This window comes from Pseudoalteromonas sp. Z9A6, from assembly GCF_011378805.1.
GTDB lineage: Bacteria > Pseudomonadota > Gammaproteobacteria > Enterobacterales > Alteromonadaceae > Pseudoalteromonas > Pseudoalteromonas distincta.
In genome coordinates, this window is the sequence record NZ_WTKZ01000013.1 from 1 (window position 1) to 15,471 (window position 15,471).

A 15,471-nucleotide genomic window follows, 5' to 3' on the forward strand; every position below is an offset into this window, starting at 1 on the left:
ACTTAATCTAGCCAAAACAAGTTATGCACTTACAATTTGAATCTAGGTTTTATTGCTTTAAATAAATATTTAGTTATAAAAATTGTGCGATGTTTTAACACAAGTGCCACTTTTTTGTAGACGTAAAAAAGCCTGCATAAAAGCAGGCTTTAGTTTCTAGGGAAAATTAAAATTTAGCGCGAATACCAAAGCTGTAACGGCGATCCGCTTCAGTGTACTTCCAAGCACCACCTAGTTCAGATAGGTAAATAGAAGGCTCACCCGTTAAGTTGGTCGCATTACCTACTAAGGTCACGTTTTTGTTAATATCCCAGCTTGCAGAGAAGTCTAACTGACCTCTGTCGTCACGGTAGTTATTACCGTAAACAGTACCTTCTGCTGAAATACTGCCGTCTGAGTTAATATTTTCTACACGTTTCTCGTTTTCAGTATCTAAGAAACTGTCACGGTAGTTATAAGCTAGACGAGTAGAGAAACCTTCGTATTCCCAAAATACTTGTAAGTTATACGTATTTTTAGAAATATCTAATAACGGGTTACCGTTTGGTTGCTCGCTGTCTGCGTATGTGTAGTTTGCGTTAATGCCTAAGCCAGAAAATGCACCAGGTAGGTCTGTAAAGAACTGTTGATAACCAACTTCAAAGCCTTGTACTGAGCCGTTTTCACCGTTTACATTTTTAACAGTATCGATACCCGTTAGTCCTGCGTCACGTAAGCCTGCTACATGGTTAAAGCCATCAGCATCTACTGGGAAGTCAGTTGCATCCGAGTAAACTAGGTTATCTTGTGAAACACCTGCAACGTCAAGCTGACATACTTGGTTCCATTGAGTTACGTTTTGGCCTGTTGAAGTGCTTGATGCAGCTACACAGCTACTTTCGTTACTTAAGAAAGATTCAACATCTTTATAAAATACTGCGAAAGAAATTACGTTACCTTGGTCAAAGTAATGCTCTACAGATAAGTCGTATTGCGTTGCACGATATGGTTCTAAATCAATAGAGCCTTGCGTTGCACCTGTAATGTCGTTATTAACGTCAAATGCAGGGCTTAGTTCGCTAAAGTCAGCGCGGCGCATAACTTTTGCAGCAGCAAAGCGGAATAATGTTTCGTCTGAGTAGTTATACGTTACGTTTAAGCTTGGTAACAAGTCGCTGTAGTCATTGTCGCCAGTTACTTTTTCGCCATTAAGAAATACGCTTGATTCTAAATCTGTAGTTACATAACGACCACCCACAATTGCAGTGATGTTATCAAAGTCTAAGTAAGCTGATATATACACGGCAGCTGTATCTTCAACTACGTTACGGTATGCGCTTTCTTGGAACTCTTGGTTATCTGAAAGACTACCTGTTGACGCTAGGTTAGTACCTGCAAGTAACTGCTGAAGTTGAGCGTAAGTATTGGCCGGGTTAGATAAACCGTTGTAGCTTAAAAAGGTTAGTAGGTCGTTTTGTCCCGAATGACCTAGTTGGTCAAAAGAGTTGTCGTGGCTAACTGTTGTAAAGCTATTTGAAAAAGCAGCGTTGTAGTCATCAACCCATAAAGTGGCTAACGAACCGTCTGAGTCGTTAAATGCATTTTTATAAATGTCTTTAATTTCAACTTTGTATTGCTCATATTCGTAATCGCGGTTAGTAACACGTACACCCGCTTTTACTTTAGATACCCAGCTTAAGCTGCTGAGTGGCTCAAACATTTCAACATCAAAACGAATAGCTGTTTCGTCATTGTCTGTTCTTCTATCTTCACTTTTAAACGTACGAAGTGCTAAGTTTTGTGGGTCAGTAAATGCATTAGGATCTGAATGAATGATGCTTGGTAATTTATTACCGTCTTGAGAGAATGCACCATCATATAAATGATTTGTTAGCTGAGTTCCGCCACTTGCTTCAAATGTTGATCTTTCGATTGGGCGAAGTGTAAATTCAGAATCAGGTCTTACGCTTTCTGATGATGCTACCGCAATTTCACCAGAGATTTTGATGCTGTCAGTAAGGTTCCACTCTGCACCAAGTGCATTTGAAAACGAGTCAGTTTCACGAAAGTCACTGTATGTTTTAGGAATACCAAATTCGTTTGTTAACGTGTAATTGTTTACGCCGTTAGCATCTTGAGTTGTATTTGCATCTGTTGATAACGAACCTGCGACACCTAAAATAGAGTTACCAGCTTGTTCACCTGAGCGCTTTGTGCCGCTTAAATCAAGATACACCATGCCATTACCAGATTGTGGTGCCCATTGAAGAGATAAATTTACAGCAGTTCGTTTACGTTGTTCTACATATTGTTCAACACTGTGCTCGTCTCTTACGATAGCGTTGCCACTAGGTGTATTACCTTCTTGGCCATTAATTTCTATATCTTGAGGTTTAACACGGCTAGATGTTTCATCTTGGCGAATTTCGCGATCTTGGAATGAAAACATAGCAATGGCACCAAAGGTACCCATTTCATCAAAGTCCCAGTTGTTACCAATTGAACCACTAAAAATAGGAGCTACATTTTCTGTTTTATCAGCGTATTCGCCATCTAATGAAACTGCGCCAGTTAGTTTATCTAACTCTAATGGGCGAACTGTCTTTAAACTAACTGTTCCGCCTAATGCACCCTCAATCATATCGGCAGTAGGAGACTTAACTACTTCTACTGTTTTTAAGAAGCTTGATGGGTAATCTTGCAAGCTAATGCCGTCACGAGAGTCACCAATAGTAGAGCGACCATTTAATTCAACACGGTTTTGAGGTAAGCCACGAATCGAAACACTGTCACCCACACCAAAATCGGTATTAATAGATACGCCAGTAATACGTTGCAACGCTTCTGCAATATTATTATCTGGTAACTTACCAATGTCTTCAGCAACAATTGCATCTACAATACGTCCGTCAGTACGCTTAAGCATAGCGGCGGCTTTCATACTGCCTAGCATGCCTTTTACTTCAATAACTTCAATGTCTGCAGCTGCCGTTTCTGAAGCTGCGGGAGCCTCTTGCGCTGCAATATTTGAAGAAGCCATTAGTAAAAGGGCTGCGGCACTGATTGCTGTAGAGCTACTTCTTTTATGCTTATTAATTAATGTTGAAGTAATTTGATTGAGTTTCATGTATCTCTCCCGTTTGGGTACGACTTGCGTCATTGTGTGTGTTTCTACCTGATTTGGTTAACCAATTTAACTATTTCTTTCCTGTAGTGTGTCATACAGGTGGTATGGTTTAAATTAATCCAATTCAACTTTATTTACAATCTTTGTTTACCAAAATTTCACAATGTGTATTACAAAAGCTTCTTTTATTTTGCTTATATTTAATAAATTTAAAGGTTTATAGTGTGTTTTTATTTTTTGTATTTTGAATGAATTTTATTGAAGTATCTTTACCAAAGGCATTTTTATATATTATTTGTACTATTTAATACATTTGTTAGTACTATTTTTAAATTTTATGCCGTACTTTTATACGTGTTTAGTTTACTTTTTAAGTGATATTGACTTGGAAGAGCGACCATTAAAAGTTCTAAATGATTTATAAATTTGCGAAATAGTGGAGAGGTTAAAATAATTAAAAATCATTTTGGTAATACCAATTTTCTATTGTTTTTATATTGATTTTGTACTAGCTGGGGTGGGGGCGATACACTAGGTAGCGATAAATAGATTTTTACGCAAAAAAAGCCCAGCATAATAATGCTGGGCTTTCTTACTTTAGATGTATTAGCTCTGTAATTCGCCTGTAGATGATTCTAAATGTGCTCGTATGAACCACTGAAATTGCTCTAAATCGGCTAGTTGGCTGGTGATCATATCTTCAGAGACCGGATCTAGCTCAGAAAGAGTCTCGATTGCTTTGCGGTGATCGGCATTAACGCCGTTATATACTTTATCAAGCGCAGCCAAATGCTCGGTGACTAGGCCTTTGCCTACAGAGTATTCGTCCCAAGTACGGCGATCTACAATTGATTTTGGTGTGCCAACAGGTACTGCACCGAGTGTCGCAATTCGCTCTGCAATTGTATCTGTCATTTCGCGTACAATGTCTACTTGCGGGTCTATCATTTCATGTACGCCAATAAAGTTAGGTCCCACTACGTTCCAGTGAATATGCTTTAAAGTAAGCTGTAAATCTATCAATGCAACCATGCGGTTATCTAGCGTAGCTATTGTTTTTTGAGCTGATTCGTCACTCATACCTGGCGCGGTAAATTTAGTTGTTTTGTTTGATTCGTTATTGTTACTCATAATTTCTCCTACTTAACTAATGTGTTGCTCATATAATGTGTTGCGTGATGAGCGTGACTTAAACTTAATAAAGCAACTGCTATGCCGTAAGTTGATTTATTTAAAAAGTAATTTAAAAACATGTGGTTATATTTTAAATTAAGGTTTTTAAGGCTGCAGAGGAGATTGGGTTTTTGAAAAGCCTGCATATATTTGTAAAATATGCAGACTTCGATTTAGTTACTCTTAGATGTATTTAAACGTTGGCTATATATTCGTGCGCTTTTAAAACATCGAGCGGCACTATTTCTAATGATTTTTTATTTGTAGCCTCAAGTACCACTGGTGGCGCAACGTTTGCTGAAATAGCATGAAGCCATCTTACTGCACACAAGCACCATTTATCACCGGCTTTTAAACCTTCAAAATCGTAAAGAGGGTTCGGGCTTATTAAATCGTTACCTTGTGATTTTGAAAATTGTAAAAACTCATCAGTCATAATTGCACACACACTGTGATTGCCAAGATCTGATTCTGATACATAACAAAACCCTTCACGTGTGTAGCCACCATTACCGCAACATAGTTTTAAGCGTGTGCCGAGTACATTAAATTGATTCGCCATGAAATACCTTAATTAGTGGTGTTTAATAAATTTACTCTATCAGGAGTAACTCGCTTGAGATAGCTATAAAACTTAAAAGAGGGAAGGGCTACACAAACTTAAGCCCGCAGCAAATTGCGGGCTTAGTATTGTTTATTATTTAATACGCAGCGCCATACAATCGCTATGGCCGTTTATGATCATGCTTTTATCAACACGCACGCCACCACCGGAGTATTTACCGGCGGCTGTAAAACTACATATTTGTACAAAGTAATCATCTACTTTAGGCAATGCAAATAGCTGTTGGTATATTTGGTCTTGCTCGGCAAAGTGCCCCATTGTCTTTTCTATAACTTGCTGCTGTTCATCAACAAGTTGAATATTAGCGCCACAGCGTCCCACTATTGGTTTAACTACATATCCGGTTTGTAATAACTCGTCGTTAAGCTCAAACGCGGTATTAAGTAAATATTTATGATTAGGGAATAAGCTCCACAGTATTGGCAAAATAGCCTTGTTACTAGGAATTAATGTCCACAGCGGTTCAAACACCATGACATTTTTACGCAGTAATACATCGACTAAGCGTGGCGTTTCACCAGCTTTGAATTGTGGTTCAAAGTTATCACCTAATGATTGGTCGGCTTCGCATTCTTCACGAATTTGATCAAGTGCGGTTTCCCACGACCAGGTTTTCCATACGTAACTCAGTTGTGCGCCATCAGTATCTACTATGTTGCCTGACTCATTCCAGCGAAGTGTGCTTAAGCCAATTACTAGCTTACATTCAAAGCCTGCGGCTTCAATAGCTTCTTTCATAAATAATGCGTGGTAATGTTCTTCTGGTTCATCATCTTGCAGAATATGAACAAGACCTTTTACCTCACTTTTACGCCATGCTTTTACGAGATCTTTAAATAAATTTTGGCCTGCATCTACACCCGTTTTAACACTAAAGTGTTTTGCCCACTTTCCCTGAACTTTGCCGCTTTCCATGTAACACGATGCCGAATCGCAATTGTATTCGTAAACTTTTAAACCTGCTGCTGTTAAGGCAAAGTCAAACCGACTGGTAATTAATTGGTTTAAGCGGTTATCCCACGATTGGCGAATTTTATTAAGTACAACATCGGGTAAATTAAACTTTTTTAATAACTCAGGGTGCTGCAGTACATAGTCGGTTGCATGCATAAATAAACCATGCAGCTCATTTGTTGCATGCTCAATGCTTTGCTGCGCCGTTTGAGATATTGCAAAGTAATTATGCTGATCTTCATCTACGGATGTAAGTTTATGGCCTTGCATCATTTCTACGTAGGCAGCTTCATCGTCATTCGCAATATTTAACCATGACTTGTTTGCTTGGCCTGTATCTGCTGCTTTATGGGCTTCTATAGTAAATAAGTCAGTGTTTAGCTCAAACGTTGGCTCAGCATATTCTGTTTCATCAGTTTGTGTCATCCAACCTAAAATAGTGGCGTCGCTGTAAGAGCACTCAATCCAATAGTCGCCATCTTTAGTTACTTTTGCTTTTAGTTCACGGCACCAGTTTTGATTTGTTGGCCATATTTGATGCCCTACATTTTGCTCAGCAAGACGTATTTTATCTTCATGCACTTCAACAATGACAGCAACATGGCCTGTTTCTTCAAACTCGCCGCCTTCTTCCCATATAAGTAAACTACCTACTTGAGGGTGATGTTTAGCACCATTTTTAAACGCGTTTAGTGGCAATCTGTTTTGGCTATTTACATCGCGCACTGAACGCAACTCAAAAATATCGTAAGCCATAGCTATATCATCAAAAATATAACCATGATTGAGGTACATCCATCTCCGGGCAAATTCAACGCATTGCCATTTATAGCCCATGTAAATACCGTCTAGGTAACTACGATAGGCACTACGATTAGGATAAATGCTTTCATCAGCCGTATCATAATCAGATGAGTAAACAGCAACATTACCAGGTGCATAACCTAATAAAGTACCAAAATCACTAGCAGGAGCAGAAGATTTCATAAACAAAGATGTTCAAAATAAGGTGTGATAATTTGCTGACTATATGAGCCAAACTGCGTTATAGCAAGATATTACTGAGTATAATCTTTAATTAAAAATTGGCGCTAAATAGGGCTTAAAATTATATTTTATCAATCCATAGTTTTAAAAGCAGTAGTTAAGAAATCCATCCTTCAAAGTGCTTATACATATAAAACTAAACCTATATCCGTACTTTGGTTAACTTTTTATTAAACTGTTGCGCTTGGTATAGCAAAACTAGCTAAAAGTTTTTAAAACAGGAAAAACAATGGAAGACATAATAAACAACATTGATATTAATCAATATTTACCCGCTGCAATTACGTGGGCAACCAACATATTACTAACAATTGCAATTTTACTTGCGGGCTTATGGTTAGCGGGCAAAGTACGCAATTTAATTATTGGCTTGTGTCATAAATACACTCATCTTGACGATACGCTTTTTCGCTTTTTAGGCAGCATGGCTCGCTACATCATATTAGCGTTCGTTATTATTGCTGTGTTAAATCGCTTTGGTGTACAAACAGCCTCTATTATTGCTTTACTCGGTGCTGCGGGACTTGCTATAGGCTTGGCGTTACAAGGTGCAATGTCGAACCTTGCCGCAGGCGTTATGTTGCTAATATTTAGACCTTATAAAGTGAATGACTTTATTGAGGCTGCAGGGCGTTTTGGTAAAGTAACAGAAGTAGATATGTTTACTACTATTTTACAAACGTTCGATAATCAACAGGTTATTATACCAAATAGTCAAATTTGGGGCGCGCAAATTATAAACCATTCACATCATCCAATTCGTGGTGTGGATATGCATTTTGGTGTTGCTTACGGTGAAGATACAACGGCTGTACGTAAAATTATAGATGGCGTACTTGCAGCGCACCCACACATACTAAAAGATCCAGCGCCTTTTGTTGAAGTAGAAACTCTTAACAATAGCTCAGTAGACTTTTTAGTAAGACCTTTTTGTAAGGGCGAGCATTACTTCGATATTCTTTATACGGTGCCAGAGTTAATTAAAAAAGCACTGGATGAAAACAACATCGAAATACCTTTCCCACATCGTAAAGTTATTTTAGTTAACGAAAGCAAAGATTAACTAAATTTAAAATGATTTAAATCTAAGAGCACTTTTAAGTGCTCTTTTTTTGTGTGAAAAAGTTACATACCTGTGTAACCTTTTCTTTTATAAATCACCTCAAATACTACATTTTTATCTGTACAGCCCTTTTTTACTAGGTTAGATGGCTGGTCTTTATTTTGCATTTGCATAGTCGCTTTTAGCTTTAAAGCTCATAAAAACTATTGACCCATTAAATCAAACTGTATGAAGGACTAAACATGGCTGAATCATTTAAATACTCAGGTAATAAAGGGCATGGCGGTGAATTGCATCAAAAAGCGTCGGATGAACACCCTACCATGACCACCGCGCAGGGCTGCCCTGTAAGTGACGATCAAAACTCATTACGTGCAGGAAAGCGTGGCCCAGGATTATTAGAAGATCACATAATGCGCGAGAAGATCTTTCACTTTGATCACGAGCGCATTCCTGAGCGTGTAGTGCACGCTAGAGGCTATGGTGCACACGGATATTTTGAAACTTACGACACGCTTGAAGATTTAACCTGTGCAGATATTTTTCAGCGAAAAGGTGAAAAAACCCCAGTATTTACTCGTTTCTCTACAGTTGCAGGTAATAAAGGGTCTCCAGATTTAGCACGTGATGTACGTGGTTTTGCGGTAAAATTTTATACCCAAGAAGGAAACTGGGATTTAGTTGGTAACAATATACCGGTATTCTTTATTCAGGATGCGATGAAGTTTCCAGACTTAGTTCATTCAGCTAAAGCCGAGCCAGATCGTGGTTTTCCGCAAGCGCAAACAGCACATGATAACTTTTGGGATTTTGTGAGCTTATCGCCTGAGTCAATGCACATGGTTATGTGGGCAATGTCTGATAGAGCTATTCCGCGCTCTTTACGCTTTATGGAAGGTTTTGGCGTTCATACCTTTAAATTTATTAATGCCAAAGGTGATGAAAAATACGTTAAGTTTCACTGGAAACCAAAAGGCGGCATGCAATCAGTTGTGTGGAACGAGGCGCTTAAATTAAATGGCGCAGACCCTGATTTTCATCGCAGAGATATGTGGAAATCTATTGGCAACGGCGACTTCCCAGAGTGGGAGCTAGGTGTACAGGTGTTTGATCAGCAATTTGCTGATGAATTTGAATTTGATGTATTCGATGCCACCAAGCTTATACCTGAAGAGCAAGTACCAGTGCAAATTGTTGGCCGTATGGTGCTTGACCGTGTTGTAGACAACTTTTTTGCAGAAACAGAGCAAGTAGCATTTTGTACTCAAAACATTGTACCAGGGCTCGATTTTACACCCGACCCGCTACTGCAAGGTCGTAACTTTTCATACTTAGATACTCAAACTAAGCGTTTAGGTGGTCCTAACTTTACGCATATTCCGGTCAATGCGCCTAAATGCCCAATGCGTCATTTTCAGCAAGATGGCCACATGGCAATGCATAATCCAAAAGGGCGTGTTAATTACGAACCAAACTCATGGAGCGGCGACGAAAACAACCCACGCGAATGCCCAGTACACGGCTTTAAAAGCTCAAAGGAACCTGAAGTAAGCGGCGGTGATAAACTGCGTTATCGCTCAGAAACATTCAGCGATCATTACAGTCAAGCTCGTCAGTTTTATTTAAGCCAAACAGAGGTAGAGCAGGCGCATATTCAATCTGCGTACGTGTTTGAGCTTTCTAAAGTTGAGCATTTACCAATACGAGAGCGTTTGGTATCGCACTTGTTAAATATTGACGAAACCCTCGCAAATAAAGTTGCCGAAGGACTTGGCTTGCAAGAAATGCCAGACCCAGCTGAAGCGGCTATGCCAACACGTAAAGACTTACCTGTATCTGATGCGTTAAGTATTTTGAAAAATGCGCCCAACACCTTCAAAGGCCGTAAATTAGGTATTTTAGTAAGTGATGGCTTTAATGCAGACATCTTTGAATCGGTTACCAATGCACTTAAAAGTGAAGGCGCAAACTTTGAAATTATTGCCCCACAAGTTGGCGGTGCTAAATGCAGTAAAGGTAAGCACTTTAAAGCTGATCAGGTTATTAATGGTGGTCCATCGGTTTTATACGATGCGGTACTTGTACTCACCACTGAAGAGGGAGCCGAAAAACTAGCTGCTATTGCAGAAGCTAAAGACTTTGTAAGCGATGCGTATGCACATATGAAATACATAGGCTACACACAAGAGGCTAAGCTTTTATTTAAAGCCGCAGGGCTCGATGACAAAGCAGATGATGGTTGGATTGATTTAGAGGCACACTCTGCCGATAAATTTATAAATACATTACGTAATTTAAGATATTGGAAACGTTAGTAAGCTCAATAATTAAAAAACCACAGCATGTAATTGTTGTGGTTTTTTTAGCTCACCTAGTTAAGGTATTAGTTCAAGCCAACAATAAAATTGGATATATTATGAAGCTTAATGGCGCTTGTCACTGTGGCAAAGTGGTATTTACGGTCAACTCAAAACACCCTTATCCTTATAATTTATGCTATTGCTCTGTATGTCGTAAAACCGCAGGGGGCGGCGGGTTTGTTATTAATTTGAACGCACAATACAGTACGCTTGAGGTTACAGGGCGTGAACACATAACTATTTATCATGCAAAAATAGGCGATAAAATCAGCCCTGCAGAGCGTCATTTTTGTAAGCATTGTAGTGCTAACTTGTGGTTATACGATGCACGTTGGCCTGAGCAAGTTCACCCCTTTGCAGGTGCAATAGATAGTGAGTTACCCATACCGCCAGAGCGCACTCATTTAATGCTTGGTAGTAAAGCAAATTGGGTAAATGCGCCCATTAATGAAGGTGACAAGCAGTTTGAAGAATACCCTGATGAAAGTATTGCTGCTTGGCATAAGCGTTTAAACCTCGAAAAGTAACGCAATTTTTTGTATGAGCTAAGCTTAAATTTAGGGGTAATTAAACGCATATTTAGTTAATTAAATATTAAAAATCACCGCGTAAGTAAAGGAGAATATTATGGCAGTCTCAGCAATACCAAAAGGGTTTCATTCAGTTACACCTTATCTAATTATGAATGACGCACAAAAAGCGATAGATTTTTATTGTGATGCATTTAGTGCTGAACACGTAATGCAGATGCCTTTACCTGATGGTGGAATAGCACATGCAGAAATAATAATTGGTGATTCGCATATTATGCTTTCAGATAATGGTTCTGAAGAGCATTTAAAAAACCCAAAAGAGCTCGGTGGTACAGCGCTAAGCCTTATGCTTTATGTTGAAGATGTTGATACCGTATTTAAAAAAGCAATTGAGCTTGGTGCAACAGAAATAAGACCCGTACATGATCAGTTTTATGGTGATAGGGCCGGCACGCTACAAGACCCATTTGGTCATATATGGATCATTGGTACACATAAAGAAGATGTTAGTAACGAAGAGTTAAATAATCGAATTGGGAATATAACAAATCAAGAGCAAGACGCATAACTCGCATGCTAATTAGATTTATGTAACTTTCTAATTACGTTGATGGCTTCAATGGAAGGCTTGTGGCTTGTGGCTTTTGCTTCAGCTTAACTAGGTTTTGCCTTGTTATCGACACGGTTTTCTTACCTAAAAGTAGCTCACTTAGTAAAGCGAATTGGTATAGATTACTAGTTAAATTTTAGGCATAAAAAAACCTCAGCCAATAATTAGCTGAGGTTCAAAAGTGGTACCAGCGGCCGGACTCGAACCGGCACTCCTTTCGGAAGGGGATTTTGAATCCCCCATGTCTACCAATTTCATCACGCTGGCATAATTTTTCTTTAATCTTTTAAGCATAAAAAGATAAAGAAAAACCACTTAAAATAAAAAGGATACTTATATACCTCTTATTCTGTATCCGCATTATACAAACAAAAGAGGGGGCGGCAAGCCTTTTCTTTTATTTGCATAAACAACTGATTGATAATTAATCGTTTATAGCAAGGAGACTCCACTGGTAAATTTTTTAAGTCTTTTTGGGCCGATATATAAAGCGAATATTTTGGGTTATGAGTGCTATTAAATTGTTATGCGATTGAATAAATGAGCAATTGAACTATTGATAATAGTTAGCCGTATTACAATAATTATTCCTGATTTATGCCGATTTTGCGCTTGATTCAGGTATTATTTGTACAACAAGGTTTTTAAGACATTAATTATGACCCAATTAAGTGCCAAACAGAACATTCAATCGATTGTTAAAGCTATTAAGGCAGAAGAAGCATTACTTCGTCAACAGCACCCATTACTTGCACATCAAAATACCTTAGGGTTAATTATTTTATTGCTATCATTTAGCGCGTTAATTGGTGTTGGTGCTTTATATTATTTAGCCCTAATACCTGCTTGGGTATGTATAGTACTTGCGGCTATTGCTGCGTCTATTTCCCATGAGTTAGAGCACGACCTTATACATAAACAATACTTTAGCAATCAGCCTTTCATGCATAATTCTATGATGTTAGTAGTATGGTTAATGCGGCCAAATACTATTAGCCCATGGTACCGACGTAAAATGCATTTACACCATCACAAAACCTCAGGCACACAACAAGACCTAGAAGAACGCTTGGTGGGAAACGGTATTAAAAATCCATTTTTACGTGCGCTAGTTATTGTAGATGGGTTATTAGGGCTAATTATTTCTACTAAACGTTTTAGAAAAGAAATTAATGGCTTTAGTTTTTCGAGTGTTTTTAATGCGGGATTTCCGATAGCGACTGCGTATTTTGCTATTTTATATAGCGTTATTTTATTCCATATTGTTGATTTATTTATACCACTTTCGCTAAATTCACCTAGTTGGTTGTTAAGTACAATGGATGTGTTTGAATTTTTAATGGTTGTGCTCATTGTGCCTAATATTATTCGCTCAAGCTCGCTTAATTTTGTTACCTCAAGCATGCATTACTATGGTGGCGTTAATAACATGCTTGAACAAACTCATGTGCTAACGAGTCGTTTATTCATGCCGTTTCACTTATTTTGTTTTAACTTTGGTAAAACGCATACCATCCATCATTTTGTGCCAAATCAGCCGTTTTATTTACGCCAAATGCTAAGTAAAAAAATACTTAAAGTAATGGCGCAGCACAACGTGCGCTTTAACGATTTTGACAGCATTAAAAATGCTAACGCGTATAAATAATTACCCCCAACATAAGGGGAGGTTCTGCATTACTATTCTTATTATATAGTTTGAATAGCGATTATGTGCCAAGCCCATTACCCGTGAATTTACTCTACCCATCGCAACGTTTATTAAGCCCGACTGTCCGTGCGTTGGTGGACTATTTAGTGGCATTTTTAAATCAACAAAAGCAAAAGTGGTAGGCTTAATTAGCGCTAAACCTTTAAACTAAAAATAGATAAAACCAGTGAAAAGTGAAGTGGCCCTTCATAGTTGAGCATCTAGCTTAAATGGGATTGATTATTGTAGAGCCTTCAGTAATAGTGGTTATAGAGCAAACTAATTATGTTCTCAATAATACATAAGGGCTCGTGCTCATCAATATTATAAAACCAATAAATATAATAAGGACAAACAGGATGAAAAAATCACTAATTTCAATAGCGTTGGGCTTTGCTGCCCTTAGTGCGTTTAATGCCAATGCAAACATTGATCAGCAAGTTAAAAAGATAGAGCAGCAGGTTATTGATTGGCGACGTTATTTTCATCAAAACCCTGAGCTTGGAAATCGCGAAACCCGCACAGCAGATATCGTCGCTAAGCACTTAAAGTCGCTGGGTATGGAAGTACAAACGGAGATTGCTTATACAGGTGTTGTGGGGCTATTAAAAGGCGCAAAGCCTGGCCCGACAGTAATGCTACGCGCAGATATGGACGCGCTGCCAGTTACTGAAAAAGCAGATGTTGATTTTAAATCAACTAAAACCACTAATTACCGTGGTGTAGATGTAGGCATAATGCATGCTTGTGGGCACGACACGCACGCGGCTATGCTAATGGGCGCTGCACAAGTGCTTGCAAACATGAAAGATGAGCTACACGGTAATATTATGTTTGTATTTCAGCCTGCAGAAGAAGGCGCACCTGAGGGGGAAGAGGGTGGCGCTGAGCTAATGCTTAAAGAAGGCATATTTAAACAATACAAACCAGAAGCTGCTTTTGGGTTACACATAACATCTAGTTTGCACAGCGGTAAAATTGGTTATAGAAGTGGCCCAGCTATGGCCAGTGCAGACCGATTTGAAATAACAGTACATGGCAAGCAGGCACACGGCTCTGCACCGTGGACTGGGGTTGACCCCATTGCCGCAGCTGCGCAAATAGTAACAGGCGTAAATCATATTGTTAGTCGCCAAATCAACATTACCAAAGAGCCTGCTATTGTCTCGTTTGGTAAGATAGCGGGTGGGGTACGTAATAATATTATTCCTGAAGAAGTCGAAATGGTAGGTACAATTCGTAATTTTGATATGGATAACCGAGCACAAATATTTGAAAAAATAAAAACCACAGCCACGCACATTGCTAAATCGTCAGGTGCTACTGCAGAGGTACACATTCACGAAGGTTATCCGGTAACGATTAATAACCCAAAGTTAACTGCGCAAATGTTACCTAGCCTTAAAAAAGCAGCAGGTAATGAAAACGTAGTTGAAATGGGAAAAATAACCGGCGCAGAAGACTTTTCGTTTTACGCATTAGAAGTGCCGAGTGTATTTGTATTTTTAGGCGGCACACCAAGTGAGCAAGATTTAAATACAGTGGCTAGTAATCACTCACCTTATTTTTATGCCGACGAATCATCGTTTAAAGTAGGCACTAAGGCGCTTAGCCTGTTAGCTGTTGATTATTTAAACGCACATAAAAGATAGCTTAAACACACCACGTTACGCTATTAGCTTAACGTGGTATTGCTGTTTTATTTAAAACATCGGATCATGTTTTTAGCACTTGTTCAACGTTGAAAATCACTCTCAAAAATTAAAAATCTAACCGAACATACAAATGAACCGGCGAGCAGTTTTTTTATATTTTAAAAATAATGAATCGATATTGCCGCTCTTATATCTCGATTCAATCTTCATAAGCATTAAGGATTTAAATAATGGAAATTACTGGAAGCTGTTACTGTGGTGAAATTAAATACCAAGCAAAGTCTCAAAATAACAACGCACTTGTTTGCCATTGTAGCGATTGCCAACGTATGTCGAGCGGCCCATTTAGAGCAGTCATAATTGCAGAGCCAAATTCGGTCGTGTTTACCCAAGGTGAGCCAAAAGAGTTTGTTAAAACAGCGCAAAGTGGTAACAAGCGTGCGCAAGGTTTTTGTGGCACATGTGGTACAACACTTTATGCAACTAACGAAGCTAAAGCTGACCGTGTATATGGCTTGCGTATTGGTGCGGTTGATCAGCGTGATCAGTTTACGCCAACAGCACAAATTTGGGCTAAATCAACATTGAGCTGGTTGAGCGGCTTACACGAAGTACCTGCGTTTGATACAAGCCCACAAAACTAGTTAGTTGGGGT

At 38.8% G+C, this 15,471-nt stretch carries 11 protein-coding genes and 1 tRNA gene; 7 read left to right on the forward strand and 5 right to left on the reverse strand.

Annotated features, from left to right (window positions below; genetic code table 11):
- Positions 1 to 166: 166 nt before the first annotated feature.
- The 4 genes from GQR53_RS07215 to gss form a co-directional block, all read right to left on the reverse strand.
- Positions 167 to 3,106, reverse strand: coding sequence for a TonB-dependent receptor (locus tag GQR53_RS07215; protein ID WP_165743353.1), 2,940 nt, complete (start codon positions 3,104 to 3,106; stop codon positions 167 to 169).
- A gap of 606 nt (positions 3,107 to 3,712) precedes the next feature.
- Positions 3,713 to 4,237: a DNA starvation/stationary phase protection protein Dps gene (dps, locus tag GQR53_RS07220; protein WP_024595435.1), complete on the reverse strand. Its 525-nt coding sequence runs from the start codon at positions 4,235 to 4,237 to the stop codon at positions 3,713 to 3,715.
- Between the two features lie 235 nt (positions 4,238 to 4,472).
- Positions 4,473 to 4,841 carry a DUF2237 domain-containing protein gene (locus GQR53_RS07225; protein ID WP_165743355.1) on the reverse strand — a complete coding sequence of 123 codons (369 nt, stop codon included), beginning with the start codon at positions 4,839 to 4,841 and terminating at the stop codon, positions 4,473 to 4,475.
- 135 nt (positions 4,842 to 4,976) lie between these two features.
- Positions 4,977 to 6,845, reverse strand: a complete 1,869-nt coding sequence (gene gss, locus GQR53_RS07230; RefSeq protein ID WP_165743357.1) for a bifunctional glutathionylspermidine amidase/synthase — start codon at positions 6,843 to 6,845, stop codon at positions 4,977 to 4,979.
- Positions 6,846 to 7,134: 289 nt separating this feature from the next.
- Between gss and GQR53_RS07235 the strand changes: the two genes are divergently transcribed.
- From GQR53_RS07235 to GQR53_RS07250, 4 genes are all read left to right on the forward strand, one after another.
- Positions 7,135 to 7,968, forward strand: coding sequence for a mechanosensitive ion channel domain-containing protein (locus GQR53_RS07235; protein WP_024605489.1), 834 nt, complete (start codon positions 7,135 to 7,137; stop codon positions 7,966 to 7,968).
- 242 nt (positions 7,969 to 8,210) lie between these two features.
- On the forward strand, positions 8,211 to 10,283 hold the full coding sequence (locus GQR53_RS07240; RefSeq protein ID WP_165743359.1) for a catalase: 2,073 nt from the start codon (positions 8,211 to 8,213) through the stop codon (positions 10,281 to 10,283).
- Between the two features lie 101 nt (positions 10,284 to 10,384).
- The gene (locus GQR53_RS07245; RefSeq protein ID WP_165743361.1) at positions 10,385 to 10,855 is read left to right on the forward strand and encodes a GFA family protein; all 471 of its coding nucleotides are present in this window, start codon (positions 10,385 to 10,387) and stop codon (positions 10,853 to 10,855) included.
- A 100-nt stretch (positions 10,856 to 10,955) separates the two neighbouring features.
- Positions 10,956 to 11,429, forward strand: a complete 474-nt coding sequence (locus GQR53_RS07250; RefSeq protein WP_024595441.1) for a VOC family protein — start codon at positions 10,956 to 10,958, stop codon at positions 11,427 to 11,429.
- A gap of 224 nt (positions 11,430 to 11,653) precedes the next feature.
- On the opposite strand, the gene GQR53_RS07255 is transcribed toward GQR53_RS07250, so the two are convergent.
- A tRNA-Leu gene (locus tag GQR53_RS07255) sits at positions 11,654 to 11,738 on the reverse strand.
- A gap of 391 nt (positions 11,739 to 12,129) precedes the next feature.
- Between GQR53_RS07255 and GQR53_RS07260 the strand changes: the two genes are divergently transcribed.
- The 3 genes from GQR53_RS07260 to GQR53_RS07270 all read left to right on the forward strand — a co-directional run bounded on the left by GQR53_RS07260 (position 12,130) and on the right by GQR53_RS07270 (position 15,460).
- Positions 12,130 to 13,119 (forward strand): fatty acid desaturase, encoded by a 990-nt coding sequence (locus GQR53_RS07260; protein WP_024605840.1) that lies wholly within the window; start codon positions 12,130 to 12,132, stop codon positions 13,117 to 13,119.
- Positions 13,120 to 13,520: 401 nt separating this feature from the next.
- Positions 13,521 to 14,813 carry an amidohydrolase gene (locus tag GQR53_RS07265; protein ID WP_024605839.1) on the forward strand — a complete coding sequence of 431 codons (1,293 nt, stop codon included), beginning with the start codon at positions 13,521 to 13,523 and terminating at the stop codon, positions 14,811 to 14,813.
- Positions 14,814 to 15,046: 233 nt separating this feature from the next.
- Positions 15,047 to 15,460 (forward strand): GFA family protein, encoded by a 414-nt coding sequence (locus GQR53_RS07270; protein ID WP_024605838.1) that lies wholly within the window; start codon positions 15,047 to 15,049, stop codon positions 15,458 to 15,460.
- Positions 15,461 to 15,471: the final 11 nt, after the last annotated feature.

Bases quoted from the DNA above. Each gene is read 5' to 3' on its own strand.
- GQR53_RS07215 (WP_165743353.1), bottom strand. From the start codon at position 3,106: ATGAAACTCAATCAAATTACTTCAACATTAATTAATAAGCATAAAAGA.
- dps (WP_024595435.1), bottom strand. From the start codon at position 4,237: ATGAGTAACAATAACGAATCAAACAAAACAACTAAATTTACCGCGCCA.
- GQR53_RS07225 (WP_165743355.1), bottom strand. From the start codon at position 4,841: ATGGCGAATCAATTTAATGTACTCGGCACACGCTTAAAACTATGTTGC.
- gss (WP_165743357.1), bottom strand. From the start codon at position 6,845: ATGAAATCTTCTGCTCCTGCTAGTGATTTTGGTACTTTATTAGGTTAT.
- GQR53_RS07235 (WP_024605489.1), top strand. From the start codon at position 7,135: ATGGAAGACATAATAAACAACATTGATATTAATCAATATTTACCCGCT.
- GQR53_RS07240 (WP_165743359.1), top strand. From the start codon at position 8,211: ATGGCTGAATCATTTAAATACTCAGGTAATAAAGGGCATGGCGGTGAA.
- GQR53_RS07245 (WP_165743361.1), top strand. From the start codon at position 10,385: ATGAAGCTTAATGGCGCTTGTCACTGTGGCAAAGTGGTATTTACGGTC.
- GQR53_RS07250 (WP_024595441.1), top strand. From the start codon at position 10,956: ATGGCAGTCTCAGCAATACCAAAAGGGTTTCATTCAGTTACACCTTAT.
- GQR53_RS07260 (WP_024605840.1), top strand. From the start codon at position 12,130: ATGACCCAATTAAGTGCCAAACAGAACATTCAATCGATTGTTAAAGCT.
- GQR53_RS07265 (WP_024605839.1), top strand. From the start codon at position 13,521: ATGAAAAAATCACTAATTTCAATAGCGTTGGGCTTTGCTGCCCTTAGT.
- GQR53_RS07270 (WP_024605838.1), top strand. From the start codon at position 15,047: ATGGAAATTACTGGAAGCTGTTACTGTGGTGAAATTAAATACCAAGCA.